The 26804-nt window shown below is 46.7% G+C and carries 24 protein-coding genes and 1 tRNA gene; 12 read left to right on the top strand and 13 right to left on the bottom strand.

The annotated features are described in order from the left end of the window. Positions 1-103: 103 nt before the first annotated feature. The 8 genes from K7B07_RS23035 to K7B07_RS23000 form a co-directional block, all read right to left on the bottom strand. Entirely contained in the window at positions 104-871 is a 768-nt protein-coding gene (locus K7B07_RS23035; protein ID WP_223712897.1) for an alpha/beta hydrolase family protein, read from the bottom strand. A gap of 129 nt (positions 872-1000) precedes the next feature. Beyond that, positions 1001-2197, bottom strand: a complete 1197-nt coding sequence (locus K7B07_RS23030) for a C1 family peptidase (protein ID WP_223712896.1) — start codon at positions 2195-2197, stop codon at positions 1001-1003. 155 nt (positions 2198-2352) lie between these two features. Further along, positions 2353-2862, bottom strand: coding sequence for a GNAT family N-acetyltransferase (locus K7B07_RS23025; RefSeq protein WP_223712895.1), 510 nt, complete (start codon positions 2860-2862; stop codon positions 2353-2355). Positions 2863-3000: 138 nt separating this feature from the next. After that, a complete protein-coding gene (locus tag K7B07_RS23020; protein WP_223712894.1) occupies positions 3001-4626 on the bottom strand; it encodes an ABC-F family ATP-binding cassette domain-containing protein in 1626 nt (541 codons plus the stop codon). 216 nt (positions 4627-4842) lie between these two features. Then, positions 4843-5658 carry a hypothetical protein gene (locus tag K7B07_RS23015; RefSeq protein ID WP_223712893.1) on the bottom strand — a complete coding sequence of 272 codons (816 nt, stop codon included), beginning with the start codon at positions 5656-5658 and terminating at the stop codon, positions 4843-4845. Between the two features lie 139 nt (positions 5659-5797). Further along, positions 5798-6256 (bottom strand): GNAT family N-acetyltransferase, encoded by a 459-nt coding sequence (locus K7B07_RS23010; protein ID WP_223712892.1) that lies wholly within the window; start codon positions 6254-6256, stop codon positions 5798-5800. A gap of 96 nt (positions 6257-6352) precedes the next feature. Further along, positions 6353-7993 carry a chaperonin GroEL gene (groL, locus tag K7B07_RS23005; protein ID WP_223712891.1) on the bottom strand — a complete coding sequence of 547 codons (1641 nt, stop codon included), beginning with the start codon at positions 7991-7993 and terminating at the stop codon, positions 6353-6355. A 104-nt stretch (positions 7994-8097) separates the two neighbouring features. Then, entirely contained in the window at positions 8098-8379 is a 282-nt protein-coding gene (locus K7B07_RS23000; protein WP_223712890.1) for a co-chaperone GroES, read from the bottom strand. Positions 8380-8626: 247 nt separating this feature from the next. Between K7B07_RS23000 and nusB the strand changes: the two genes are divergently transcribed. From nusB to K7B07_RS22970, 6 genes are all read left to right on the top strand, one after another. Next, entirely contained in the window at positions 8627-9556 is a 930-nt protein-coding gene (gene nusB, locus K7B07_RS22995; RefSeq protein ID WP_223712889.1) for a transcription antitermination factor NusB, read from the top strand. Between the two features lie 125 nt (positions 9557-9681). Then, on the top strand, positions 9682-10140 hold the full coding sequence (locus K7B07_RS22990) for a DUF1573 domain-containing protein (RefSeq protein ID WP_223712888.1): 459 nt from the start codon (positions 9682-9684) through the stop codon (positions 10138-10140). 17 nt (positions 10141-10157) lie between these two features. Then, complete coding sequence (gene yajC, locus K7B07_RS22985) at positions 10158-10493, top strand: preprotein translocase subunit YajC (protein WP_223712887.1); 336 nt, start codon at positions 10158-10160, stop codon at positions 10491-10493. Between the two features lie 220 nt (positions 10494-10713). Then, on the top strand, positions 10714-11298 hold the full coding sequence (coaE, locus tag K7B07_RS22980; RefSeq protein WP_223712886.1) for a dephospho-CoA kinase: 585 nt from the start codon (positions 10714-10716) through the stop codon (positions 11296-11298). A 228-nt stretch (positions 11299-11526) separates the two neighbouring features. After that, the gene (locus K7B07_RS22975) at positions 11527-12261 is read left to right on the top strand and encodes a Bax inhibitor-1/YccA family protein (RefSeq protein ID WP_223712885.1); all 735 of its coding nucleotides are present in this window, start codon (positions 11527-11529) and stop codon (positions 12259-12261) included. Between the two features lie 62 nt (positions 12262-12323). Beyond that, positions 12324-12836 carry a hypothetical protein gene (locus K7B07_RS22970; RefSeq protein ID WP_223712884.1) on the top strand — a complete coding sequence of 171 codons (513 nt, stop codon included), beginning with the start codon at positions 12324-12326 and terminating at the stop codon, positions 12834-12836. 235 nt (positions 12837-13071) lie between these two features. On the opposite strand, the gene K7B07_RS22965 is transcribed toward K7B07_RS22970, so the two are convergent. The 4 genes from K7B07_RS22965 to K7B07_RS22950 are packed head-to-tail and all read right to left on the bottom strand — an operon-like array spanning position 13072 to position 17681. Beyond that, on the bottom strand, positions 13072-15411 hold the full coding sequence (locus K7B07_RS22965) for a beta-galactosidase (protein ID WP_223712883.1): 2340 nt from the start codon (positions 15409-15411) through the stop codon (positions 13072-13074). 18 nt (positions 15412-15429) lie between these two features. Further along, positions 15430-16176, bottom strand: coding sequence for a 3-keto-disaccharide hydrolase (locus K7B07_RS22960; protein ID WP_223712882.1), 747 nt, complete (start codon positions 16174-16176; stop codon positions 15430-15432). A gap of 16 nt (positions 16177-16192) precedes the next feature. After that, a complete protein-coding gene (locus K7B07_RS22955; protein WP_223712881.1) occupies positions 16193-16588 on the bottom strand; it encodes a c-type cytochrome in 396 nt (131 codons plus the stop codon). A gap of 37 nt (positions 16589-16625) precedes the next feature. Next, a complete protein-coding gene (locus tag K7B07_RS22950; protein WP_223712880.1) occupies positions 16626-17681 on the bottom strand; it encodes a sugar phosphate isomerase/epimerase family protein in 1056 nt (351 codons plus the stop codon). A 258-nt stretch (positions 17682-17939) separates the two neighbouring features. On the opposite strand from K7B07_RS22950, the gene K7B07_RS22945 reads away from it, so the two are divergent. The 5 genes from K7B07_RS22945 to K7B07_RS22925 all read left to right on the top strand — a co-directional run bounded on the left by K7B07_RS22945 (position 17940) and on the right by K7B07_RS22925 (position 24283). After that, the gene (locus tag K7B07_RS22945) at positions 17940-19232 is read left to right on the top strand and encodes an MFS transporter (RefSeq protein WP_223712879.1); all 1293 of its coding nucleotides are present in this window, start codon (positions 17940-17942) and stop codon (positions 19230-19232) included. Positions 19233-19241: 9 nt separating this feature from the next. Further along, positions 19242-20120, top strand: coding sequence for a hydroxypyruvate isomerase family protein (locus K7B07_RS22940; protein WP_223712878.1), 879 nt, complete (start codon positions 19242-19244; stop codon positions 20118-20120). Positions 20121-20146: 26 nt separating this feature from the next. Then, on the top strand, positions 20147-21028 hold the full coding sequence (locus K7B07_RS22935; RefSeq protein WP_223712877.1) for a sugar phosphate isomerase/epimerase family protein: 882 nt from the start codon (positions 20147-20149) through the stop codon (positions 21026-21028). Between the two features lie 107 nt (positions 21029-21135). Continuing rightward, the gene (locus K7B07_RS22930) at positions 21136-22488 is read left to right on the top strand and encodes a hypothetical protein (protein ID WP_223712876.1); all 1353 of its coding nucleotides are present in this window, start codon (positions 21136-21138) and stop codon (positions 22486-22488) included. Between the two features lies 1 nt (position 22489). Beyond that, a complete protein-coding gene (locus tag K7B07_RS22925; RefSeq protein WP_223712875.1) occupies positions 22490-24283 on the top strand; it encodes a WG repeat-containing protein in 1794 nt (597 codons plus the stop codon). Between the two features lie 47 nt (positions 24284-24330). Here K7B07_RS22925 and K7B07_RS22920 read toward each other — a convergent pair whose 3' ends face one another. Next, entirely contained in the window at positions 24331-26469 is a 2139-nt protein-coding gene (locus K7B07_RS22920) for a carboxy terminal-processing peptidase (protein ID WP_223712874.1), read from the bottom strand. A gap of 204 nt (positions 26470-26673) precedes the next feature. Here K7B07_RS22920 and K7B07_RS22915 point away from each other — a divergent pair. After that, positions 26674-26747 (top strand) — tRNA-His (locus K7B07_RS22915). Positions 26748-26804: the final 57 nt, after the last annotated feature.

The raw sequence follows: 26804 nt of genomic DNA, 5'->3' as shown, positions 1-26804 counted from the left end.
TATCCGGTTACGTTCCCGAAACTATTGAGAAATACAGGAATCAGGTAAAACCGGCACCGCTGCCGGAAGATCCATTGACGACCGTTCACTAAACCCATCTTTTTTAATGCGTCAGGAAATCAAGCAGGTAGGCGATGATCTCCTGCCGCTGCCGGGTATTCCCGCTATTGTCCATATCGTTGTGTATGGTATCCGGCAGTTTTATAACGCGGATGCCATACTGCTGCTGTTCTGCTGCAGTAGGCAATACCCCTTCATCCGCCGGCTGATCACTGGAGCGGAGCGTATAAACGCGCGGGTGGCGGGCACGTGGCAATGCCATCCTCCGGTTATCGAGGGTAATGATCGCTGCAACAACACCCGGATATTGTTGCGGGAACAATGCGGTCATATCACCGCCGTTGGAGTGACCGATCAGGGTAAGCGTCGCAAAATTGAGATCCGGTGTGCGTTGCTTCAGTTCATCGATCACATACCGGATATTGGCGGCACCACGTTCCCAGAAAGGTCTCCGCACCACCTGTGGTATACCGGTCATGGGTATCAGCGAATCGGTGGGAAGTTCATGCTGTATGCTGAGGACATAATAGCCTTTCTCTGCCAGTGCTTCGGTCAGATAACTGTACTCCAGGTAGTCCCCGCCTTTATTGGCACCATAGCCATGACTCAGGATCACCGGTGTCAGCCCGGCAGTACCTTTTGCCGCAGGCCGGTAGATGGCTACGGGAATGATCCGGTTCCGTCCTGCATCATACCATGTTGCCGTATCCCGGATAAATCCGGGGTGGCCCGTCACTTTGCTGTTATGGCAGGCGCTGTAAAATCCCAGCACAATTGTAAGGAGCAGACTGAGCCGCAGGAGTTGTTTCATTTTGGAACCGGTATTCATTTAATAAAGAACGGGGCAAAGGTACATCCGAAAACCATAGATCCTGAAAAAACCGGGGCTCCCGATAAAAGAAGCCCCGGCGCTATTCTATTATTACAGACAGGTACCCGGTTACATCGTGATCTTTGAAGCAACCGACTGAGGAACTGCTTTTTTATTCACCAGGATGCTGGTGGTTTTATATTGCACATACGCCTTTGTTACATGCAGGTATCCCTTATAATCATTTCCGGTGCCCCAGGAGTTTTTTACGATATAGTACTCCTTGCCGTTCTGGTCTTTCGAAAGACCGACGATATGCATGCCGTGATCGTCGGAGGTCTGTCCGTTCTCTATGCCAAGCTGCCGCAGTTCCGGTGTGATCTCGGGTTCCGTCCTGGGACCGTTGAACAGCTCTTTTTTCTGTGCGGGGGAAATGTTCTTTACATAGGAGGCCGGGTTCTGCGGCACAAAGGCCACTCCGTTGGGCCAGCTGAAATAGGGTTCAGAAACATCCGTGCCCCAGGCAACGGTATAGCCGTTTTTCAGCGCATTGTCGATCACGTCTGTAATGGACGCAGGCGGGATATTATAATCCCACTGGAAGGCCCAGTTGTCCGGCACCATCATCATGGCCTTTTGCCAGTAAGCTGTGTTATTCTGGGAAATGAACTCAATATAGTTATTGGGATCCAGCCCTACCACTTCTTTTGCAAAGCTCTGTGGTGTGTAGCTTTTGTTCTGATAGGTGAACATCGGAGGCACAGGCCCCAGGTAAGCATCCAGGGTAGCAGAAAAAGCCTTCTTCCAGTTGGGCGAAAGAACACCTGCAGGGTTTTTGATCACCGCATCCAGCATGGATTTTAACAGGGCCTGCATTTCGCTGAAGTTATTGGTGGTAGCGCCGTTCAGCAGACCGGTGTACGCTTCTTCCGGTACCGCGCCATATTTGGCATACATATTAATGACATCATGAGGTTCGCCGCCGTCGCCCCAGCTTACGGCTCCGTTCATCTTTACATAATTTTCTGCTTTGTCCTCATAGGACCTGCGGGCGGTGTAGATCTTGGCCAGGGGCACCGGCTTTTTACCGGCTTTGATCATCTCAGACTCGAGGAAAGAGTTGGTTGAATAGCTCCAGCAGGTGCCCGAAGAGCCCTGGTTTTCCACCGGTGTAACCGCAAGATTGATGCTGTTGGTGAACCGGAAGCCGGTGCTGTCGCTGCTGTTACCACTGATCTTTTTGATCAGGTCGTCCTGGGCGTGCAGCCAGCTGCTGCCGGCAACGGTTACGGACAGCACAACAGTCAGGAAAAATTTTCTACGCATTTTATTCAAATTTATTGGTCGTTTTATAAAGCGGATCACCGCTAAAGCAATACTTAATTCCGCAAAGAAAGGGTTGTTGGCGCAAACAACAGGAGAAATTTTTATAAGTGGCAGCACTGTTGCGCCCGGCGGTCATCCTGCGCAACCGGTATCGGTCACACTGTTATTTCAAACAGGCAGCAATGTGGTTCCAGCTGGTAATGCAGGGGCAGCTGCCGGGTATCTGTAAGTGTTACGATGCCCAGGAACGTAAATCCTGCCGCGGTATAGTGGCGGACCAGCTTCTGATTATTGCCAAGGGTATCAAGGCGCACGTATCGCCGCCCCAGTTGTGCGGCATGTGCCCTGGCCCAGGTTGTAATGGCATCAATATACCGGTTGCCCCGATAGGCCGGATGAGTACAGATGCGGTGTATAAATACAGCATCATTTCTATCCCTGTCGCCCCAGATCGAAGGGTCTGTATAAGTAATGACCCAGTTACATACCAGGACGCCATCTGCAACTATCTTCCAGTGCCGTTTTTCTGCGATTTCATTTTTTATGAACGGGTTGTCAAACGCAGGCCAGACCACCATTTTCCGCTCGGCCTGCAGGTTTCTTGCGGCCGTATACAATTGCTGAATGGCCTCCAGATCTTCCGGGGTACAATTTCTTATATCCATATCTGTTGATTTCCGCCAAAGATCCCGCTTCCCGTGTGAACATAAAACCCGGATTTTGCTGTTTTACCAGACCATTGCCGTTTAAAACGAAAAAACGGAGCCGCAGAGCTCCGTTCCTTACTATCTGTTCAATGATGCTTATGCATACATTTCTTCACGCAATGCTTTTACCCGCTCATCTTCCAGGTATTCATCAAAAGTGCTCAGCCGGTCGATGATGCCTTTGGGGGTCAGTTCAATAATGCGGTTGGCCACCGTTTGCATAAATGTATGATCATGACTGGTAAACAGTACAATACCATTATACACCGTACATTGTTCGTTAAAGCTCTGGATGCTTTCTAGGTCCAGGTGGTTGGTGGGCTGGTCCAGGATGATCACATTGGGATTTTGCAGCATCATCTTGCTCACCATGCAGCGCACTTTCTCTCCCCCGCTTAGTACATTCGTTTTTTTAAGTACTTCTTCCCCGCCAAACAACATCTTACCCAAAAATCCGCGAAGGAAAGGCTCATCAACATCCGTAACATGAGGTGGTACGAATTGCCGCAGCCAGTCCATCAGGTTTAAATCAGACTGAAAGAATTTGCTGTTCTCTATAGGAAGGTAGGCCGAAGTAACCGTGGTGCCCCATTCAAAAATACCCGCATCTGCCTTTGCCGCACCATTAATGATCTCAAAAAACTGGGTTACCGCCAGCGGATCTTTTGAAATAAAGGCGATCTTATCCCCTTTGTTCACACTAAAGGTCACCTTGTCAAACAACACGCGGTCTTCCGTTGCCGATCTTAATTTCTCAACATTCAAGATCTGATTCCCCACTTCGCGCAGCGGCTGGAAGATAATACCGGGATATTTGCGGTAGCTGGGTTCAATTTCCTGGAAATCCAGTTTTTCCAAAGCCTTTTTCCGGCTGGTGGCCTGCTTGCTTTTTGAAGCATTGGCGCTAAATCGGGCAATAAAGTCCAGCAGTTCTTTTTTCTTTTCCTCCAGCTTCTTATTCTTATCGCTGATCTGCCGCGCCATCAGCTGTGAGCTTTCATACCAGAAGCTGTAGTTACCGGTGAAGACCTTGATCTTCTGACGGTCCACATCCGCCACATGGGTGCAAACCGCATCCAGGAAGTGACGGTCGTGACTCACTACCAGTACAATATTTTCATAATCGGCCAGGAAATTTTCCAGCCAGCCGATGGTTTCTATGTCAAGTCCGTTAGTGGGCTCATCCAGCAACAGGATGTCCGGGTTACCAAACAGGGCCTGCGCCAGGAGCACCCGCACTTTCATATTGGACGGAATGTCTTTCATCAGCATCTGGTGCAGCTCATCTTTCACACCCAGGCCATTTAGGAACGCAGCGGCATCACTTTCGGATTCATACCCTCCCATTTCCCCGTATTCGGCTTCCAGCTCCGATGCCTTCATGTAGTCGTCTTCCGTCGCATCGGGGTTGGCATAAATGGCATCCCGCCGCAGCATCGTGTCCCACATTTTTTTATGTCCCATCAGCACGGTATTCAGTACCGTCTGATCGTCAAATTCAAACTGGTTTTGTTTCAAAACCGCCATGCGCTCACCCGGCGTGATGCTGATGGTCCCTTTATTAGGCTCGATCTCTCCGCTCAGGATCTTTAAAAATGTAGATTTTCCGGCTCCGTTGGCACCGATCACCCCGTAACAATTGCCCTTGGTAAAATTCAGGTTCACCTCTTCAAACAATACCCGCTTACCGTAGGCCAGCTTCAGGTCTTTAACACTGATCATGAATTCGAATAGTTTATTTAGTTGATTTCAAAAAGTGGTGCAAAGGTAACACAAAGTTCACAGGTTACGAAGTTTAAATAATTGAAAAACTATTTAGGCATTGTATTTTATGCAATCAACTTATTAAAGTAAAAACAGGTATTTTCACTCTGTATTACATTAACTTAAGTAGATATGATAAATTGCATAAGAAGGAAAATATACAATTGGATTTTGCTATTGATTTTCCCAGGTCTGCCACCGGATGGGATTGCCATTCTTGTCAAATGTAACCGATGAATAAGATTTGGGAAGGTCCGGAGATATGGTCCTGTCAAATAAATCGTCCCAGATTTTCAGCCACTCCTGACCAAAAAAGATATTTTGGGCATTATGATAAGTCCATTTTTCAATGACTTTCTCCACGGGCTGTTCCTCTCCACGATATACCTTGGAAGATTGTCTTTCAATTATATTACCAGAAGGATCCTTTAGATATATCTTTGTTGTAAGAACTGATGGCATTTTGTGTATTTCTTTTGCTAACCCTTTCTGATCGTAAATGAACGTTATAGTGTCTATAACCTGACCTGGATTAATATCTGAGAATTTTAATATCTGTATTATGCGACCGCTTTCAATATAAATGTCCCGTCTTGAACGATCCTGGAAATTAAAAGTATTGTGTCCGTATTGAAATACCTGTATATTGTATCTATCTTTATAAATAATGGTATCATAGATATCACTTGAAAACCGATCTGAATAAACGGAGCTAGCCGATAACGAAAAAAAGAAACCAATTCTCTTTACAGGTAAATTATCATTATTATAGAAAAAATGAGAAAAAAGGGTGTCGGTTTTTCCATCTGCTATTTTATTTCCATTTCCATCATAATATGCCTCTGCTGGTATGATTCCCATTTGGATACGGTTAATTTTTGAAACAGATCTGAAAATCGCTCCTCCTTCAGTAGTTGTAATTGGGGTTTCATCCTTTCTGCAGGCAAAAAGCACAGTTGAAAGCAGTATAATTTTAGTGATTGTTTTCATTTAAATTAGGCTTAAGCTAAAATGACTTATATGATGATAAAAATCAGTTTATACAAAGATAATCAATTTGTCATTATTGATCCTTTGGGCAAAGATCCTAATGGGGCAAATGCATGATTATGAGATGGCCAATTGTCTACTATTCTGAATGGTGATAAATCATCAGATCCCGGTGATGATCACGGAATCCATTGCTCTCATACAGGCGGCGGGCCCGCTCGTTGTGGTGTTCCACTTCAAGGAAAATAACTTTCAGGCCGTTTTCTGCAGCATATTCCTTCACAAAATTCACTGCGTATTTGCCATACCCTTTTCCGCGGGCCCTGTCGTTCAGGTACAATTCATCCAGGAAAGCAACCCGGCCGCCGAATTCAAAGCTGAGCATAAAGGTCAGCACCAGGAACCCGATCACCGTTTCCGTTTCATCATAGATCATAAAAAGCTGCCCTGCTTCAGGATGTGTAAGAAAGTAACGGGTAAGTTCCTTTGCGGCCGCCTCATCAAAGGGATAGCCGTCTATCGCAAAAAAATCCTGTTTCATAGCAATGAACAGGTCAGTGGTTGCTTCGGTCAGAGGCCGGATGATGTGGTTATCCATAATAGCGTTGTTTTTATAAGAAAGCCATCGGCTCCTGCAAAAATAAAACCGCTCCGGCAATCCGGAGCGGTTTTTATATTCTTTAAAAGAAAGTGCTTAGTAGCCCATGCCACCCATATCAGGACCACCCGGCATTGCAGGGGCTGCTGTTTTGGGTTCGGGTTTGTCGGCAACCACACACTCGGTGGTCAGCAACATACCGGCAATAGAAGCGGCATTTTCCAGCGCAACACGGCTTACTTTTGTAGGATCGATAACACCGGCTTTGAACAGGTTCTCGTAAGTTTCTGTTCTTGCGTTGAAACCAAAATCCGCTTTACCATCTTTGATCTTCTGAACAACGATAGAACCGTCGATACCGGCGTTGTCAGTCAGGGTACGTACAGGGGATTCCAGGGCACGTTTTACAATCGCCATACCGGTTGCTTCATCTTCGATCTGGCCTCTTACTTTTACGTCCAGGCTTTCAATAGCGCGGATATAAGCCACACCACCACCCGGTACAATGCCTTCTTCCACCGCAGCTCTTGTTGCATGTAATGCATCATCCACACGGTCTTTCTTTTCTTTCATTTCCACTTCAGTAGCAGCACCTACATACAATACAGCAACACCACCGCTCAATTTAGCCAGGCGCTCCTGTAATTTTTCGCGATCGTAATCAGAAGTGGTATTTTCAATCTGAGCTTTGATCTGGTTTACACGACCAGTGATATCGGCTTTTTTACCTTTACCGCCTACAACAATGGTGTTGTCTTTATCGATAGTGATTGAAGAAGCCTGTCCCAGGGAAGCCAGGTCTGCACTTTCCAGTTTGTGTCCCAGGTCTTCGGAGATCACGGTACCGCCTGTTAAGATGGCAATATCGGTCAGCATTTCTTTTCTTCTGTCGCCAAAGCCCGGAGCTTTAACAGCAGCCACTTTCAGGGTGCCACGCAGTTTGTTCACCACCAGTGTCGCCAGCGCTTCACCTTCCAGGTCTTCTGCAATAATCACCAGCGGACGTCCGCTTTGAGCTACTTTTTCCAGGATGCCCAGGATGTCCTTCATGGTGCTGATCTTTTTGTCGTAGATCAGGATATAAGGGCTTTGTAATTCGGCCTCCATTTTTTCGCTGTTGGTAACGAAGTAAGGAGAAATATACCCCCGGTCGAACTGCATACCTTCCACTACATCTACAGTAGTATCAGTACCTTTTGCTTCTTCTACAGTGATCACGCCTTCTTTACCTACTTTGCCAAACGCCTGCGCGATCAGCTCACCGATCTGCTCGTCGTTATTGGCAGAAATTGTAGCCACCTGTTTGATTTTTTTGCTGTCGCTGCCAACTGTCTGGCTTTGCGCCTTCAGGCTTTCCACTACCAGTGAAACGGCTTTGTCGATACCGCGTTTCAGGTCCATCGGGTTGGCACCCGCTGCTACCATGCGCAGTCCTTCGCCAATGATCGCCTGTGCTAAAACAGTTGCAGTTGTAGTACCATCACCTGCTATATCAGCAGTTTTGGAAGCTACTTCCTTTACCATCTGCGCACCCATATTCTCTACTACATCTTCCAGTTCAATCTCTTTTGCTACAGTAACACCATCTTTTGTTATAGCCGGTGCTCCAAATTTTTTCTCGATAACCACGTTACGGCCCTTTGGTCCTAATGTAACTTTTACAGCGTTGGCCAGAGAGTCAACGCCTTTTTTCATCTTATTTCTTGCTTCAATATTGAAGAAAAGTTGCTTTGCCATTTTTTATTTAATTTGAAAATTTGAGGATTTTAGAATTTGAAGATTAATCTGAATTATTGAAAGGGCCAATCATTTTCATATTAGCACATTTTCAAATTTTCAAATTAAACAATCGCCAGGATATCGCTTTCTCTCATAATTAAAAGGTCTTCGCCGCCAATCTGGATCTCCGTACCGGCATATTTTCCGTATAATACGGTATCGCCTGGTTTTACTGTTACAGGTTCGTCTTTTTTACCAGGACCTGCTGCCACTACTGTACCGCGCTGGGGTTTTTCTTTGGCAGTGTCAGGAATGATAATACCACCTGCGGTTTTTTCTTCTGCTGCTGCTGGTTTTACAATTACCCGGTCGTGCAAAGGGGTAACAGTTGATTTTTTAGCCATAATCGTATTGTTTTTTAAAATTTTAATTTAAAGTGCCAAAAATGCTTTTTTTAAGGCTGCTAATGTAGCATAAATAATATGCCATGCCCTTTTTAAATGAAAATTTTTCAGTTTAACCCCGGATTCGTCCAAAAAACAGAGGACTTTGCAGGTCTTTACATGTCAAAATTGCATTTCCGGCTGGTTTTTTCTTTAATAAAATAGAAATCAACTATCTTCGCAGCCGCAAAAAGAGTTCATTCAATCAATGATTAGCAGAAGAAATATAAGGGTTAAGGTGATGCAAACCCTCTATGCATGCAGCACGGAAACAGAACAAATCACCAAAACGCCCGATCCTTCTAAAATTTTAGACCAGCATTTCAATCAAACCCGCAGCCTGTTCGTTTACCTGATCTATTTTATAACGCAGATCGCCCGCTATGCGGAAAAGGATGCGCATAAAAGGGCCAGCAAGTACATCCCTTCTGCACACGACCTGAATGTAAATACCAAACTGGCCGGCAGCGGCCTGCTGTGGCAGATCCTGGAAGACAAGCTCTGGGAAGAACAGGTAAAAAAGGAAAAGCCGGAACAGCTGGTAGATGAAGAACTGGTAAAGAAAATTTACAATCAACTCGTAAAAACTTCTGAATATCATCATTATATATCAGTAAATCAGCAAAGTAAGCAGGAAGACCGGAAGATCTTTGAATTTATTCTCAACGATTACATGCTGGGCAATGAAGACTTTATCGCCCACATCGAGGAATTGTTCTCCAACTGGAACGACGACGGTGAAATGGTGGTGCAGCTGCTGCAGACCTACCTGCACAAGCCCGGTTCAGTTAAATTCCAGGAGATCGTAAGCCCGGATAAGGCCCGCTTTGCCCACAGCCTTTTAACTACCGTAACAGAAAAGAACGACTACCTGCTGGAATTTATTACACCCAAACTAAAGAACTGGGACCCGGAGCGGATCGCCCTGCTGGACATGGTGATCATGAAAATGGGTGTGGCCGAGTTCCTTTATTTTGAGACCATTCCGCCCAAAGTGACCATCAACGAATACATCGACCTTGCCAAGGAGTACAGCACCGCCCAGAGCGGACATTTTGTTAACGGGATCCTGGACAACATCCACAAAGAACTGGTACAGGAAGGACGGTTAAAGAAAACAGATTACAAAAAAGCCTGAGAGTGGTGATTTTGAACTAATTTCGCACTTCAAAAAGAAGGAAACGGAGCCGATCACTTTTCTCCCAAAGGAAATGATTTGCTGCGGAGTTCCACCAGGCCATTAGAAACATAAAAAATAAACTGATGAAAAAGGGGTTCCTTATTTTTATTGCTGCTGCCACACTGGTTGCCTGCAAAAATACTTCCGGTAAAACCGGTTCAGCAACCGAAGACAGCGTTTCTGCAGCTCAAAAAGAAAAAGCATTGACCGACTCAGCCAATTTTACCACCGCAGTATGGGTCGATTCCACGTTTAAAGATATTGGTAAAGTAAAAAAAGGCCAGGTGGTGGAAATTCCGTTCACGATCAAGAACACCGGCGACAAACCATTGGTGATTGCTTCGGTAAACCCCGGATGCGGCTGTACCCTGGGTGAAAAACCGGAAAAGCCCATCCTGCCGGGTGAAGAAGGAAAAGTGGTGGCCAAATTCAACAGCGAAGGCCAATCAGAAGGCTCCCATACCAAAAATATGGTGGTACATGCCAATACCAAACCCTTCACGGAATCCGTTTTAAATTTTAAAGTAGAAGTAGTTAATTAATCAAAGCGTAAATAGAAATGACAAATGTATTATTACAGGCACAGTCCGCTGGCCCCTTCGGATCAATGACAACAATGATTTTCATGTTTGGGATGATCATTGTTTTTTGGCTGTTCTTCATCCGTCCGCAGGCAAAAAGAGCAAAGAACCAGAAAAAATTTATTGAAGACCTTCAGAAAGGCGATAAAATAGTAACCATAGCCGGTATCCATGGCAAGATCAACCAGGTAAACGAAGACGGTACCCTGAGCATCGAGGTAAGCCCCGGTAACTATATCAAGATCGAAAAATCCGCCATCAGCATGGATTGGACGAACCAGCTGAATAAAGGTACCACTACCCCGGCTAAATAGCTATGGGCTGTCAGCTTTCAGCACATAGCTGATAAATAAGAAATAAAACACGGCAATCAGTAATTTTGCCGTGTTTTTTATTATCCTGTTTTACAGCCACAGAGCCGCTGAGACACTTACGCTTTTTAAGACTGTTTGAGGTCGATGGATGCAGGTGCCCGGCAGGATATAAAATCTGTGTTTCTGAGTTTCAGTGGCAAATCAGAAAAAAACAAACTTCATGCTTAAAATAGGTATCACAGGGGGGATCGGAAGTGGTAAAACACTGGTGGCTGCCGTATTTCACACATTGGGCATCCCGGTATACGATGCCGATGCCGCCGCAAAACGGCTGATGAACACCAGTCCGGAGATCCGGGAACAGATCACCGGATTGTTCGGCGCAGACAGTTATAAAACCGGGCAGCTCGACCGGGGATGGCTGGCTTCAAAGGTATTCGGCGATCCCGAAAAACTAAAACAACTCAACCAGATCGTGCACCCGGTCACCATCCGCGACAGTCAGGAATGGTTTGCACAACAGACCAGCCCCTATGCCATCAAGGAGGCCGCCATTTTTTTTGAAACCGGAAGCGACCGGTATGTCGATTACATGATCGGCGTTACGGCTCCCGAGGCCTTGCGCATCCGGCGCGCCATGGAGCGCAGCCATATTACGGAAGCACAGGTACGGGAACGGATGAAACAGCAAATGGACGAAGCCGAGAAAATGCGCCGCTGTCATTTTGTGATCGACAATGGCGGGTCCGTACCCCTCATTGCACAGGTAATGGACATACATAAAAAATTATTGACGCAGCAATAGAAACACAGCAAAACGATGGCATCAGTACCCAACCTGGTCTGTCGGGGCGTTTCCCGCAGGTGTACCCGATTTCAATCGCAGCTCCTGTAATCCTGAACCATTTAATGACCGGATTTGTTAATTGATATCGACCCGTCGGGAACATTTATTTCCCGCATTATTTTAACGATCTAATCTTTTGTAAACTAGCATTTTTCGCTTATTTTCACGTACAAAATTGACAAAACAATGGAAGACAATTATTCAAGAAGCACACCAGACAGTATCTTTTCAAGGAATGAAGCGGTAGGTTCCAAATCACGCTCCTTTCTGGCCAATGTATTTACATACATGTTTGTCGCATTGGGAATCACTGCAGTAGTGGCCTATCTTTTTGCCGGAAATGAGGCGCTCCTTTATCCGATAATATCAAATAAATTGTTGCTTTATGCCACAATATTTGCTCCCCTCGGCTTTGTATTGCTGATGTCCTTCGCATTTAACCGGCTATCTGCCCCCGTGCTGATGGCATTATTGCTGATTTATTCAGCCATCAACGGTATCAGCTTTAGCTTCATTTTACTGGTATATACCAGTACATCTGTTTTTGGCTGTTTCCTTACCGCAGCACTGATGTTCGGTGTAATGGCCGTAATGGGTTATACTACCAAGCAGGATCTTACTTCAATGGGTCGTATTATGATGATGGGGCTGATCGGTATCATCATCGCGTCCATTGTAAACTGGTTCCTGAAAAGCGATTCCATGAGCTATATCATCAGCTTTATCGGAGTAATCGTATTTACCGGTTTGACGGCATACGATGTACAAAAATTAAAAAGGATCGGTGAAGGGATCGACCAGGAAGGCAATGTGATTGCCGGCGATGCAAAGAAACTGGCGATCATGGGTGCGTTAAGCCTCTACCTGGATTTCATCAACCTGTTCCTGATGCTGCTGCGTCTGTTTGGAAGAAGAAACTAATTTTCCCTGATTAACTTAATAAAAGCCGGCATCCCCGGCTTTTTTCTTTTAATGCCATTGTCATGAATCTTCCGGTTTTATTTTCGGCTGCAATAAAAAAAGAGCAGGTAGCAGCGATCGTTGAATGGATCGGTGATGATCGAAAACGGTTCGGTCAATTGTTCTTACTCTTTTCAACAGGTGAGCCCCGTGTGGTGCAACGGGCGGCCTGGCCCATGAGCTACTGTGTGATCCGTTATCCGCAGCTGATCCATCCCTATTATAAAAAGATCATTTCCTTGTTGAATGATCCCAAACAGCCTGCGGCTGTAAAAAGGAATATCCTCCGGTTGATGGATCAGGGACCAGGGATACCTGAAAAGTTCCAGGGACCGGTGATGGATGCCTGCTTCCGCATTCTTGAAGATCCAGATGAGACCATCGCATCCAAGGCGTTTGCCATAGGTGTATTGTCCCGCATGGCGGACAGTTATCCGGAGATCTTACCGGAGCTGAAAACAGCGGTGGAGTTTATACTCCCCCATGCTTCTCCCGGCGTACGCAGCAGGGCAATGAAGGTGCTGAAGAAAAAATAAAGGAGACTGATAGTTAGAAGTAAATTGCAACAGGAGCACCGAAACCCGGATTTTATACTGCTTCGAACGTCTGGGCCAGGTCAAAACAATACATTTACTGTGCCTCAATTCCTTAGTGTTTATGAATGAGGGAGCTGCTTGTGTATCTTTTTTAAATCATTAAGAAGTTCGGCGTAGTTAAGTTTTTTGACTCTTGGCGCCCCTCAATTCCTTAATGTTTTTATCCTGTAACAGATCACAAACCCCTGAACGGTGTTGCAGAAAAATACAGGCGGTAATCTTTGATGCGTCCGTTGGGATTATCCTGGCGTGGCAATAGTTTCAGCCCTCCGATCTTGTAAGACCGGCCCAGATCGATCACCACCTGGTGCGGATGTTTCGGGCTATGGTCCTGCCATTCGGTGTGCCAGATGCTGGTAAACTGCAGGTCGAAAAGATTGGCAGCATTTCCGTCGTCGCCATCCAGTTCTTCACTGTCGGCATACAGCACTTTCCAGGCATTACGCGGGATCTCTTTCCCGTCATGGGTCAATAGCTGGAGCTCCGCTGCGGAAGTATAGGGCTGGTTTTTGAATTCATTCAATGCTTCAAGACAAACATATCTTGCAGCTACAGGGTTGAAGGAAGCGGTCTGCCACTCCTTACTGTCTTCGAAGCGGCCGCTGTAATACGCTTTTGAAGCAGAAAAGCTCCATTTCTGTGATGACTTTTTATGCGCCTCCGCCCGTTTTTCGGTCACCGAATCCAAAATGGGTTGATCCAGTCCCTTCAACCCGGGACGGCTGTTGCCCAGCAGGTCGAAGATGATGATCTCGTTCTCTCCGTTCTTCAGCCAGCAGCCCGGAAGGTACATGGTCTGTGTCGGACCGATATTCCAGTAGCGGCCGAGGCAGATACCATTTATCCATACCAGTCCTTTGTTCCATTTCCGCAGGTCAAGATAGGTATCCTTTTGCGCGGTTACACGAAAACGGGCTTTATAAAAAGCAGCGCCCGCAGGTGCCGGTGCAGAAAGTGGTTCATATGTTACAGGGATATTTTTATCGCCGAGTGCAATGGGATAGTTCTTCCACTGCCGCAGTTCTTTTCGGGTCTTGCCGTCATCCAGTATCACAGGCCCGTGAATGCCTTTCCTGTCGTGCATCAGGTGCCCGTAATTCACCCTCCCGGTTGCCTCCACCAGCACCTGGAGCAAAGTTGCTTTCGCGCGGGCCGGCACACTGAGTGTAAAATTGCCTTTTCTCCGGTCGATGGTCCCCACCTGTTTCTTATTGATCAGTACGACGGCATAGTCATGGAGGTCTGCAAACTGAAGGGTAGCGGCGCTTCCTGCGGGCAATAAGGTCTCATACAGCACCGCACCGTATCCCTGGTTCAGGTCTTCCATCAGCAGGGCCGTATCAGCGGTCACAGCAGCCGGCAGGTTCTTCCACAGGGAAGCCACTTCGGTAAACTGTATTGCGGGCAGCGGCTGTGCTTCCGTTGCCATTGGTACATCCGGAAGCGTTTCGCCCGGTTGCAGGTATTGCTGCAGCAATTCCCGGATAGCGTAAAATTTGGGCGTGGCGTTGCCGGCTTCATTAATAGGTGCATCATAATCATAGCTGCTGGTCTGGGGCAGATAAGGAGGCGCATTGGCACCGCTAAAGGTGCCGAAGGTGGTGCCGCCGTGGGCCATATAAATACTGAAAGATGCATTATGGTCCAGCATCCATTTCAGTTCATCAATCACGCGTTGACTGGCCCCTGTGTGATGCGGTCTTCCCCAGCTGTCGAACCAGCCGGGATAATACTCGGCGCACATTAATGGTCCCTTTGCCTGTACGGCGCGCAATGCCTTAAAGCCGCTTTCAGGATTACCTCCGAAATTCACTGCGGCAAAGATATCCGGACGGACATCATTCTTTAATTGTACCGGGCCATCACAGGTGAAGAAAGGAACCGTAAAACCCGCTTCTTTTAAATAATCCCGGATCCGTCCGATATATTCCCTGTCTGAACCAAAGCTTCCGTATTCATTTTCCACCTGCACCATGAGGATATTGCCTCCCTGGCTGATCTGAAGCGGTGCCAGTTGTTTACCTACTTCCAGCAGGTACCGCCTGCATGCTTCCAGGTATTGCGGATGCTGCGTGCGGACACTCATACTTTTGTCTTTGAGCAGCCACCACGGGAAACCGCCAAACTCCCATTCAGCACAGGAATAAGGCCCCGGACGCAGGATCACGTAGAGTCCCTCCTGCTGAGCCATCCGGCAGAACTCCGCAGCATCCGCCTGACCGCTCCAGTTGAATTTTCCGGGTTCCCGCTCTGTAAAATTCCAGAAAAGATACGCACATACCGTGTTCAGCCCCATGGCTTTCGCCATCTTCAGCCGGTGCCGCCAGTATTCACGGGGCACGCGGGTATAATGCATTTCCCCGCACCGGATAACGAACGGCCGGTCATTCAGCAGGAAACTGGAATCGCCGATAGAGAAGGTTGCGTGCGATTGTTGTGCCGTTGCATCATATTGAGCGACCAGCAGTACAAACGCCAGCGTCAGACAACAGCTGAATCTTCGGAAAGCGCGCATAATCCGGTATGTGTTGGATTATAATCTTCTTACTTTGATGTTACGGAACCAAACGGTATTGCCGTGATCCTGCAAACCGATGCGTCCTGATTTGAAGGCCATAAAATCCGGAAGGTTCTTGAATTTGCTTCCGGCTACCAGCGTGCGCCAGTTATCATCCCACAATTGGGTATCAACAATATGAACACCATTCAGGAAAAAGTCCAGTTTGCCGTTGAGGCTTTTTATTGCCACATGGTTCCACTCTCCCACTGCTTTTACCGGCTCGCTGCTGCTTTTGATGATATCATACAGATCGCCTGCACGGTGTTTGGTGATCTTTCCGTCCGGATGTCCGTCGTTATCGAGGATCTGCATTTCCAGACCGGTATACCACATATATTTGTATTTTTCCTTATTGTCGATCACATACAGGCAAACACCACTGTTCCCTTTTTGTGAGATCTTCCAGTCGAGCTGAAGCTCAAAGTTGCCATATTCTTCATCGCTCACCAGGTCGCCGCCTGTAGCGCTGCCTGACTTTGCATCGGCATCCAGTTCCAGGGTACCATCAACTGCTTTCCATGCGGTGCCCGCCGTGGTTTCACCATAGGTATGCCATCCGCTGGTGGAGGTTCCATCAAACAGCAATTTCCATCCGGCAGCTTTTTCTTTTTTGCTCAGCGTATTTGCAGGGGCATCAGTACCGGTTTGTCCCTGTTTCTGACCGGAACAGGAACAGGCCATGAAACCCAGTCCCAGAGCGAATAAAAACGATTTTGTCATGATCAAATTTTATCGGTTATTTTTTTAGAGCGAGGATATATTTCACCATTGTTTTTGCGTCAGCTTCGGACACGTTCGGGTGCGGCGTCATCGGAATTTCTCCCCAAACGCCACTGCCTCCGGAGATCACTTTCTGTGCCAGCTTGGTGATGGTAGCGTCATCCGCACCAGCATATTTATTGGCAACATCCCTATAGGCGGGGCCGGTCAGTTTTTCGTCGATCTTATGACAGGTAATACACTGATACTGCCCCACCAATGCCAGTCCGGCCTGGTAATCGGGATTCGCCGAGGCATCATTTGTTTTTTCAGTGGTCGTTGTTTCAGTACCCCCGGGTTTCTTTTCCTCTCCCCCGCCGCATGCCGCCGCTATTGTGGCCAGGATGGCCGCCGACAAAATAACTTTCTTCATGTTTCTGTCTGTTTGTTTGAATTTTTTTATAAAGATATTAATTGATTCCTAAAATTTTTCTATTTAACGCATCATCTTTTACGGTAGCTGCAAAATCGTCAAAAGCTTTATCTGTTACACGGATGATATGATCTTTAATGAACTGCGCACCTTCCCTTGCACCGTCTTCCGGGTGTTTCAGACAGCATTCCCATTCCATTACCGCCCAGCCTTTAAAATCGTATTCTGCCAGTTTTGAAAAGATGGTTTTGAAATCCACCTGGCCATCACCCGGGCTTCTGTAGCGTCCTGCTCTTTTCAGCCAGGGCTGGTACCCGCCAAAAGCACCTTTTTTTCCTGTGGGATTGAACTCGGAATCTTTTACATGAAATGCTTTGATCCGCTCGTGAAAGATGTCGATGTATTCGATATAATCCAGACATTGCAATACAAAATGTGAAGGATCATACAGCAGACAGGCCCTGGGATGGTTGTTCACTCTTTCGAGGAACATCTCGTAAGTATCGCCATCAAAGAGGTCCTCTCCCGGATGGATCTCATAACAAACATCCACACCACATTCATCAAAATAATCCAGGATGGGGGTCCAGCGTTTTGCCAGTTCGGCAAAACCTTCTTCCACCAACCCCGCAGGACGTTGCGGCCAGGGATGAAATGTATGCCATAATAAAGAACCGCTGAAAGTGGCATGCGCATTCAGTCCCAGGTTCTGGGAGGCCTTTGCTCCGTATTTCAATTGCTGAATGGCCCATTCGGTACGGGCCTTCGGGTTATTACGAACGGATTCCGGTGCAAAAGAATCAAACAACAGGTCATAGGCCGGATGCACAGCCACCAGCTGTCCCTGCAAATGGGTGGACAGCTCGGTGATCTCCATCCCGCAGGCATTAACGATGCCTTTGATCTCATCGGCATAGGTCTTGCTTTCGGCGGCTTTTTGCAGGTCGATGAACTGATCATTATTGGTAGGGATCTGTACCCCTTTGAAGCCCAGTGAGGCGGCCCAGGTGCAGATCGATTCCAGTGTATTAAAGGGAGCTTGATCACCGGCAAACTGTGCCAGGAATATACCAGGTCCTTTCAGCGTAGTCATATTTATCGTTATTTATTTTTCGGAAAGACCGGCTAAAAATACAAAACTTTCAATGAAACAATTCAGTTTTTCGTGTATTATGAACACTTTCCCCGGTTTCTATTATATGAACGGTATTTTTATAAAAATAGTTTGGGGCTGCCCCTTTAATTTTGGGTGCTGAAAAAAAATCAGCATAATTATTTTCAAGAATGAAAAAATAGTACATTTAGCGTCTAAATCATTTTTTTAGTTTCAATCATTAACGAAAGCATTAGTATGAAATCCAGCATTAAGATCCAACTGTCTTTGATGATGTTCCTCGAATTCTTTATATGGGGAGGATGGTTTGTAACCCTGGGAACATTTTTGGGAGCGAACCTGAAAGCCGACGGGCTGGATATTGCCAAAGTGTTCTCCACCCAATCTTATGGGGCCATCATTGCACCGTTTATTATCGGCCTGATCGCAGACCGTTTTTTTAATGCGGAGCGGATTCTCGGCTTTTTACATATAGCCGGCGCGATACTCATGTATATGATGTTCAAAGCCGAAGATGTAACGGTCTTCTATCCCTATGCCCTCGGATATATGATCCTTTATATGCCCACGCTGGCACTGGTGAACTCCGTATCCTTCCGTCAGATGACCAACCCGGAAAAGCAATTTTCTTCTATTCGCATCTGGGGTACCATCGGCTGGATCATTGCCGGTATTATTATCAGTCTGCTCAAATGGGATGACGTGGAAAACAACGCGGCGCATGATACACTGCGCAACACGTTCCTGATGGCTTCCATAGCTTCCGGACTTCTGGGTATCTTTAGTTTTACACTGCCTAAAACTCCGCCCAAGAAGGCAGAGGGCTCTGCAAGCGTTACTCAGATTCTGGGACTTGATGCGTTAAAGCTGCTGGCAGATAAGAACTTCCTTATATTTTTTATTTCCTCTATACTGATCTGTATTCCCCTGGCTTTTTATTACTCGAATGCCAACCCCTTTCTCACAGATATCGGCATGAAAAGTGCTACGGCAAAAATGACCATCGGCCAGGCATCCGAAGTACTGTTTTTACTGCTGATCCCAATTTTCTTCAAGCGTTTTGGTTTTAAGCTGACGATCCTTGTAGGTATGTTTGCCTGGGTATTACGCTACCTGCTGTTTGCCTATGGCAATGCCGGGGAAATGGCCTTTATGCTGATCCTCGGGATCGCGCTGCATGGTATCTGTTATGACTTCTTCTTTGTATCCGGACAGATCTATACCGATTCCAAGGCCGGTGAAAAATACAAGAGCTCGGCCCAGGGCCTCATCACATTGGCAACCTATGGTATCGGGCAGCTGATCGGCTTCTGGGTGGCCGGATATGTTGGAAAGCATTATGCAGACCTCGCCCCTGCGAAACTGGAAAATGGTGCCGTGCTTACAGACGCGCAGAATGCGGAACGGATCACACAGTTTGGAAATTTCTGGCAGCATGTATGGATCGTTCCCGCAATTATTGCAGCCATCGTGGCTGTATTATTCCTGTTATTTTTCCGTAACAGCAAAAAAACAGAGAGCGTTCAATAACGACGGGTCATGCAACGTAGAAAAGCGATCAAAACAATTGCAATAGCTGCTGCCCTTGCCGGAGGTACGGCAAGCTGGGGAACGGCTTTAAAAAAGAATAGAAAAGGAATGAGCTTAAATGGTAATATCAATCACAGTGTATGCCGGTGGACCTACGGCGACCTGTCGCTGGAACAGCTTTGCAACATGGTGAAGGAACTGGGCTTTGCCGCCATCGACCTGGTGGGGCCCAAAGACTGGGATGTACTGAAAAAGAACGGTATTTATTCCAGTATGTGCAACGGGGCAGAGATCAACCTGGTGGATGGCTGGAATGAACCCAATTTTCACAGTACGCTCATAAAAAATTATACGGATCACATCGAATATGTGGCAAAGGCCGGTTATAAGAACCTGATCTGTTTTAGTGGCAACCGCCGCGGAATGGATGATGAAACCGGTTTAAAAAACTGTGAGCATGGCCTGAAAAAGATCCTGGCGCATGCAGAGAAACGCCAGGTAACACTCGTGATGGAACTGCTCAACAGTAAGGTGGACCATCACGACTACATGTGCGACCATAGCGCATGGGGTGTTGAGCTCTGCAAACGGCTGGGCTCTGAAAACTTTAAACTGCTTTACGATATCTATCATATGCAGGTGGATGAGGGAAATGTAATTGCCAATATCCGTGCGCACCACCAGCATTTTGCACATTACCATACGGCAGGTGTTCCCGGCCGGCATGAACTGAACGAGCTCCAGGAATTGAATTACCCCGCCATTATGAAAGCGATCGCTGCCACCGGCTTTAAAGGATACGTGGCGCAGGAATTTATTCCCACGGGTAAAACAGCAGAGGACCGGAAACAGGCGTTAAAGGATGCCATTACGGTATGTGATATTTAATATCCTATGTACAAAAAACAGAAGTTATGTATAATAGAAAAGAGTTTTTAAAAAGATCAGGAGGCGCCGCACTGGGCCTGATGCTGGGTTCGGCCCTGAACACCGCCTGTAACGCCTCCTCTTCCGCTGCCCGCGGAAGCATCTCCAAGGTAGGCATTCAATTGTACAGCCTCCGGGACGATCTTCCCAAGGATCCCAAAGGGATATTGAAACAGCTGGCAGGCTTCGGGTATAAAGAGATCGAGAGTTATGAAGGAGCAGATGGCATGTTCTGGGGCCTGGGCAACAAAGGCTTTAAAGAATATGTGGACGGCCTCGGCATGAAGATCGTCAGCAGCCATTGCGACTATACCAAGGATTTCGAACGCAAAGCAGCTGAAGCGGCGGAGATCGGGATGAGCTATCTCATCTGCCCTTATGTTGGTCCGCAGAAAACACTGGACGATTATAAAAAGCTTGCAGATACATTTAATAAAGCCGGAGAAACCTGTAAAAAGAACGGCATCCGCTTTGCTTATCACAACCATGATTACAGTTTCCGGTTGCAGGACGGCCAATACCCGCAGGACATTTTTATGCAGAACACCGATAAGAGCCTGATGGATTACGAAATGGATATTTACTGGGTGGTGACCGCCGGACAGGATCCCATCGCCTGGTTAAAGAAATACAACGGACGATTTAAGCTTTGTCATGTAAAAGACCGTAAAAAAGGCGCCGTACCTCAACAGGGAGAACCCAACCTAAGCGTGATCGTGGGAACGGGATCGATCGACTTTAAAACGATCCTTGCCGCAGCACGTACAGAGGGTATGGAACATTATATCCTGGAGCAGGAGGCATATGAAAAAACGCCGCTTGAGTGTGTAAAAGAAGGGGCCGCGTACCTCAACCAGCTTGTTTTTTAACAGCAAATAAACCAAATCACCCATATCTTAAAACCGGCCGCTGCGCCGGTTTTTTTTAACCTTTCTTTTCCGTTATTTTTGCGCTCAAACAACCGGATCGCCTATTTATGATGCATACATACCTACTAAAATCACTTTGGATCAGCTGCTGCTTTTTATTTTATACCGTTACTGCAAACACACAACAATTGCCGGATCTTTCCGTCATCAACGACGCCCCTACCCTTGCCGCATATTTCAAAAAAGCCAAGGCAGAACAAACCGCGGCAAAGAGCTACCAGGCGCAATACGCTTATATATTCCTGGACTCCGCGCTTTACAAAGGGATGAAAGTATACGAAATCACGCTTTATGAACAGGAGTTGAAACTGACTATTGGAAAGAATCAGTCCTTAAAGCTGCGTGGTTTGATCGAGCAGGCAAAAAAGCAATACGGAAACCTGCTCACGCGAAAAGAATCCTACAGCGGGATCAGCTTCGAAGCAAAAACAGCAGAAGAAAATTTTCATTTATCCATCGAAGCGGAGAGTGAAACAGCGATCGGCAAGAACACCTCCGCTCAGCTCGAACGCAGGTTTAAACAATCTGCCGCCTATGCCTACCCGCTTTTGTCAAAAACGATACCATCCGATACAAGCGGACTCATCTATTACCTCCAGCTTGATACCGATAATACTACTGTCAGCGTTCGTGTAAACGGGGTCCCTGTAACAATTGCATCCGAAGCTTCGCTGATCCTGAACCCTTTTATTTTATCAGCTGCTGATGGTCTTTCTATAAACATCGAGGTAAAGCCGGGAGTGGACGAGCAGGGTATTCCGGAAAAGGTGATCGGGAAACGATCCTACTTCAGCGCCACACTTTATGCCGGTAAAATACGGCAGGGCGAGTTGAAAGCGCAGGAGGAATATCCGCTTTGTGAAGGATACAAAGGCTATGTAACAGACACCCTGATGGAAGATGGCCGCGAGGTACACAGCAGCTATATGGGAAACCCAAAGTACGGCAGCCCTTCCATTACCTGCGGATACCAGCTAAAAACCAAGACCGGTTATAAGCAGGAAGGCTGGAGCAACGGAACCGATCTGAGAACGGAAAAGGAGCTCAAAGAACAGGTACTTGCCCTGTATGGAAAATTATCGCAGGCCATTCTTAATAAGGATGCTTCCGGTTTTAATGATCTCCTGATCAAAAAAGAGGAAGAGCGTGTGAGAAGCATCTACAATATGAACCCCTCCCGGCTGGTGGAAGACTGGGAGGCCTGGATGGGGTTATTTGAATATACCAATATCACCCGGATCGAAAAAGACTTTGATCTTGAATTCAGCGATGACGGCAAACTGGTATACGCACGACCCAGAACGCAACGGCACATGTTGCGCGCCATCGGCAAGAACCAGGCAGGTGGTTTTAGTTTTTATATGTACAAATCCGGCAAGGAATTAAAATTTATCCGTTAACATGAAAGCAATCACTATTTTCCTTTTCAGCCTGCTGATGATACCAGACAGCAAGGCACAGCAGTACGATGACTATGTGGAAGCATTCGACAATAAATCCAACACTGCCATTATTGAAGAATTTAAAACATTTAAGGAAACACTGGAGCGGCTGGAAAAAATGGAATCGCTTTTTAAACAGGACGCTCCGCGCGTAATAGATCCGAAGGAGGAAACCCTTATGCCCGGATATCATTTTGACGCTGCCGCGGGATCAAACGCGCTGAAACAGGCCCTCGCAACACCACGGACATTCAAACAGACGATCACCCGCGAAGGATCTGAGATCGCATTCGACAGGAACCATGATGCTCCCGAAATGCGGGGAGCCGCATTTGAGATCACTACGAAAGTGAACAAGGTATATTTCTACGATGGTACAACAGCCAACGGGGATGCCCTGGCTGTAGATTATAATTTTTCTGAAACATGGCCTTATCGTAAACGTATCGACAGTATTGAAGTAACGGAAAACCTTAAGGCTGTTTCCGGTTTTGATGAGATCGTACTTACGGCACAACAACCTGCAGCCACTTATCAGAATAAAAAGATACAGATCGACCGGATCGACCGGAATACCATCTGGTTCACCAGCGACAACACCATTGCCCCCGAGTTTTATGAAGGCCTCAATAAGGCGGGGAAAGTCATCGATAGCAAAAGCAGCAGCTCCGGTACTTACAAACCAGAACAATACAAAACCGTCTTCGCTCCGCTAAAAGCCCCCCTCGCAACTTTGATTGAAAACGCTATAAAGGACAGCACGCTGGACAATGCGATTTTTAAAGAGAAATATAAAAAGGAGGCGGAACAGCTGGTAAAAAATATTCCCCGGTCGGACATGCGGTATTACACTGCCCAATATAAAGGGATGATAAACGGGGTGCGGCTTTTTATAAAGAAAAACAGTGAAGAAAAAAGCGGGACCCGGAGTTTCAGAAACGGGTACATTGCTGCCATACATGCATCCAGCCAGGGGGATACCACCTTTTTTTATGATAATGCAGGTAAAGAGCTTGCCCGGTTCAACCAGCCGCTGACGGCAATAAATGATTACTATTATGAAGATGATCAGGCCTATTATTACCTGGCCCCTTCAAAACCGTCACTGGAAAAACTACCCTACTACAGCCTGGAAAAGATAAACGGATCCTATGTAAGTGCCCGGGAAGATGAAAACACGCCCTTTCTCCTGCTGAACAACCAGCAACAACAACTGGGTACATTTGATTTTGTAACCGGCAGCGACCGGGTGGTGGCTGCCGAGAAAAGCGATGGCAGCGTTCTCATTGCCGGTCCTGAAGGCGTCAGAAACACCATTAAGGACGTGACCCGGCTAAGTGCTTTTATAAACGATGCCGCAGTAATAAAGATAAAAGACAATTATGGTTTTCTTGATGGTGACGGCAAACTGACCATCCCGGCTGTATATGAAGAGGTAAAAGGCTTTTCGGATATGACGACCTATACCGGGCAGGACCGGTTATTTGCAGTAAAGAAAAACAAGAAATGGGGCTTGGTAGATCGTGATAACAATACTGTTATTCCGTTTGCTTATGAGGATGTGGAGCCATTTTCCTTCGGCATCACTATGGCCAAAAAAGACGGCCACTGGGGACTCATCGACACAAAGAATGCGGTGATAGTCCCCTTTGATAACGGCCCCAGCTACAGCCTGTCTACAAATTTTGGTAAACGGACCTATGGACTTGGCGGCGGTACCTTCAATCATTTAGGAAAAAAAGAAAAAAAATAAACCGGCCCTTTTACGGGAGCCGGTTTAAGAATATAAGTTGGAACAGATTACTGATGTACGGGTGTTCCGTTCTTCGCCAGCCGGTCGATGCTCACCATATCATCCACTACATTGGCGGCCTGGTTTAAATAAATGTCCTCGCTCAATCCTTTTAGCCATTGCTTGGCCCGTTCGGCCTTGTTCTTATCCCCGGCAAATTTGTTCGCCTCTGCAGGAATAAGGGCGATATCCATTTTATTCTTTAGTTTCTGAGCCGCATTCATCTGGTCGGACTTGGCCTTGATCGCCTTCCGCTCTTCGCGGTATTTATCAATATTCAGTGAGCTTTCATTATTCTCTTTCACCAGCCACTGGCTGTTAGTCTGTATCACCTTAAAAGCGCTGTCTGTTTTCAACCGCTCATTACTCAATGTTTTTATCTCGGAAAGGTTCCAGCTGCTTTTCCAGGGGCTGTACTGTGCCTTGGTGATCTCATCATAAGGCAATGCATCCTTATTATCCTTCTCCCTTAGTTTCAGCAGGTCCATATAACTAGGCAGTACGATGTCCGACTCTACCCCCTTGAGCTGCGTAGAGCCTCCGCTTACGCGGTAGAACTTCTGCAAGGTCAGTTTTACAGTCCCCAGATCAGACTCACCATACGTAATGCCATTCTTGGCATCCAGGCCGAAATTGCGTTGCACGGTTCCTTTACCAAAAGTGGAAGTGCTGCCGATGATCACCCCCCTGCCATAATCCTGTATGGCGGCCGCAAAGATCTCCGAGGCCGAGGCGCTGAATTCATTCACCATAACCGCCAGCGGGCCATCATAGAGCACCGACTCATCTTTTACATCCAGGACATTGGCCCGGTTGATGCGGTCTTTCACCTGCACCACAGGACCCTTGCCTACAAAAAGGCCCACCATTTGCACCACATCATATAAAGAGCCTCCGCCGTTATACCGCAGGTCAATAATGATCCCGTTCACCTGCGCATCCTTCAGCTTCTGCACTTCTTTTGCCACGTCCAGGTAACTCCTGCGTCCGTTGGGGTCATCAAAGGCCGCGTAAAATTCCGGAAGATAAATAATACCTACTTTGGTGTGCTTTACCGGATCATTAATGATCGCGCTTCTTGCATAGGTATCAAAATCATTTTCGATCTTTTCCCGTTTCAATGCTACTTCCTTAACGGTTCCGTCTGTTTTACGCACCGTAAGTTTTACGATCGTACCTTCTTTACCCCGGATCAGTTTTACCGCATCCTGAACGTTATATCCCATCAGGTCTTCGGCAGGTCCGTCGCCCTGGGCTACCTTTGTAATGATATCACCATTCTGCAGCTGTCCCGATTTTTCTGCCGGGCTTCCCGCATTCAGCGAAGAGATCTTGATCTTGCCATCCACCTGCTGCAGTGCAGCACCGATACCAAAGAATACACCACTCATTTCTTCATCAAAATACCGCTTGTCCACCGGCGCCATAAAGCTGGTATGGGGATCCATGGTGTTGGCAATGGCATTCATAAACATATCAAACTTGTCATCATCGGTATATTTCACCTTATAGCGGTCGAATAAGCGGCCGATCACGGTATCGGTTCTGCTACGCGCCTGTTTTTCCAGCTCCGTATCACTTTTGATGACATAATCTTTTTGATTCTTGTTGGCTTTCTTTTCGTCAACCAGATCCACATATTTTTCAAGTGCCAGGTATTTCAGCTTCTTTCTCCAGCGGTCTTCACGCTCTTTTTCGCTTACCGGGTATTGCAGCTTATCAAAATCCAGCAGGATGGATTCGTTTGTTGTATAGTCAAACGGTTTCGCCAGGATCGATTGGCTCCACCCCGCAGTTTCCCGGATCCGCCGGTCAAAAACAGCGGAAATCGCCAGGAAGCTTTGTACGGGAGCTCCCTTTATTTCATCATCGATCCGGGTGGCATAAAGCGCTCCCAACGAATCGTAATCGGATTTCAAAAAGATATTTTTTTCAAAATCCAGATCGCTCATGAACTTATCAAAAACTTTTCTTGAAAAATTGTCATCAATGCTCTGCGGACTGAAATGCCCCTGCACCAGCAACTGCCCCACCAGCCCCATAATCTGTTCATATTTGCCGGGAGGAGTTCTTGCTACAGAAGATTTGAACGCAAAGAACGAACCTGTCAGCAATACAATCAACAGTATAAACGGTAATCTTTTCATATTCAATATATACTTTAACAAACCACGCATTACCAAAATTAACATTAAAAACGATGACTTACGTATTTCATCATTCTTTTTTAAGACAACAAAATGGTAAAATTTCTTGAGTTGTGCGCTCCGGATCAAAAGATTTCGCTCCAAAATATGGATTTTCTTACGCGTTGTATTTATTTTTTATTTACATTTGCAGCCCTGTTGATGGTGGCTATAGCTCAGTTGGTTAGAGCATCAGATTGTGGTTCTGAGGGTCGCCGGTTCGAACCCGGTTAGCCACCCTGGATAAAGAAAACCTCGAATTATGATTCGGGGTTTTTTTATAAGCACCTCAAGGA

This window comes from Niabella beijingensis, from assembly GCF_020034665.1.
Lineage (GTDB): Bacteria > Bacteroidota > Bacteroidia > Chitinophagales > Chitinophagaceae > Niabella > Niabella beijingensis.
This window is presented reverse-complemented; position numbering and strand designations above follow the sequence as displayed.

Coding starts and splice junctions, on each gene's coding strand:
- K7B07_RS23035 (WP_223712897.1), bottom strand. CDS start 871: ATGAAACAACTCCTGCGGCTCAGTCTGCTCCTTACAATTGTGCTGGGA.
- K7B07_RS23030 (WP_223712896.1), bottom strand. CDS start 2,197: ATGCGTAGAAAATTTTTCCTGACTGTTGTGCTGTCCGTAACCGTTGCC.
- K7B07_RS23025 (WP_223712895.1), bottom strand. CDS start 2,862: ATGGATATAAGAAATTGTACCCCGGAAGATCTGGAGGCCATTCAGCAA.
- K7B07_RS23020 (WP_223712894.1), bottom strand. CDS start 4,626: ATGATCAGTGTTAAAGACCTGAAGCTGGCCTACGGTAAGCGGGTATTG.
- K7B07_RS23015 (WP_223712893.1), bottom strand. CDS start 5,658: ATGAAAACAATCACTAAAATTATACTGCTTTCAACTGTGCTTTTTGCC.
- K7B07_RS23010 (WP_223712892.1), bottom strand. CDS start 6,256: ATGGATAACCACATCATCCGGCCTCTGACCGAAGCAACCACTGACCTG.
- groL (WP_223712891.1), bottom strand. CDS start 7,993: ATGGCAAAGCAACTTTTCTTCAATATTGAAGCAAGAAATAAGATGAAA.
- K7B07_RS23000 (WP_223712890.1), bottom strand. CDS start 8,379: ATGGCTAAAAAATCAACTGTTACCCCTTTGCACGACCGGGTAATTGTA.
- nusB (WP_223712889.1), top strand. CDS start 8,627: ATGATTAGCAGAAGAAATATAAGGGTTAAGGTGATGCAAACCCTCTAT.
- K7B07_RS22990 (WP_223712888.1), top strand. CDS start 9,682: ATGAAAAAGGGGTTCCTTATTTTTATTGCTGCTGCCACACTGGTTGCC.
- yajC (WP_223712887.1), top strand. CDS start 10,158: ATGACAAATGTATTATTACAGGCACAGTCCGCTGGCCCCTTCGGATCA.
- coaE (WP_223712886.1), top strand. CDS start 10,714: ATGCTTAAAATAGGTATCACAGGGGGGATCGGAAGTGGTAAAACACTG.
- K7B07_RS22975 (WP_223712885.1), top strand. CDS start 11,527: ATGGAAGACAATTATTCAAGAAGCACACCAGACAGTATCTTTTCAAGG.
- K7B07_RS22970 (WP_223712884.1), top strand. CDS start 12,324: ATGAATCTTCCGGTTTTATTTTCGGCTGCAATAAAAAAAGAGCAGGTA.
- K7B07_RS22965 (WP_223712883.1), bottom strand. CDS start 15,411: ATGCGCGCTTTCCGAAGATTCAGCTGTTGTCTGACGCTGGCGTTTGTA.
- K7B07_RS22960 (WP_223712882.1), bottom strand. CDS start 16,176: ATGACAAAATCGTTTTTATTCGCTCTGGGACTGGGTTTCATGGCCTGT.
- K7B07_RS22955 (WP_223712881.1), bottom strand. CDS start 16,588: ATGAAGAAAGTTATTTTGTCGGCGGCCATCCTGGCCACAATAGCGGCG.
- K7B07_RS22950 (WP_223712880.1), bottom strand. CDS start 17,681: ATGACTACGCTGAAAGGACCTGGTATATTCCTGGCACAGTTTGCCGGT.
- K7B07_RS22945 (WP_223712879.1), top strand. CDS start 17,940: ATGAAATCCAGCATTAAGATCCAACTGTCTTTGATGATGTTCCTCGAA.
- K7B07_RS22940 (WP_223712878.1), top strand. CDS start 19,242: ATGCAACGTAGAAAAGCGATCAAAACAATTGCAATAGCTGCTGCCCTT.
- K7B07_RS22935 (WP_223712877.1), top strand. CDS start 20,147: ATGTATAATAGAAAAGAGTTTTTAAAAAGATCAGGAGGCGCCGCACTG.
- K7B07_RS22930 (WP_223712876.1), top strand. CDS start 21,136: ATGATGCATACATACCTACTAAAATCACTTTGGATCAGCTGCTGCTTT.
- K7B07_RS22925 (WP_223712875.1), top strand. CDS start 22,490: ATGAAAGCAATCACTATTTTCCTTTTCAGCCTGCTGATGATACCAGAC.
- K7B07_RS22920 (WP_223712874.1), bottom strand. CDS start 26,469: ATGAAAAGATTACCGTTTATACTGTTGATTGTATTGCTGACAGGTTCG.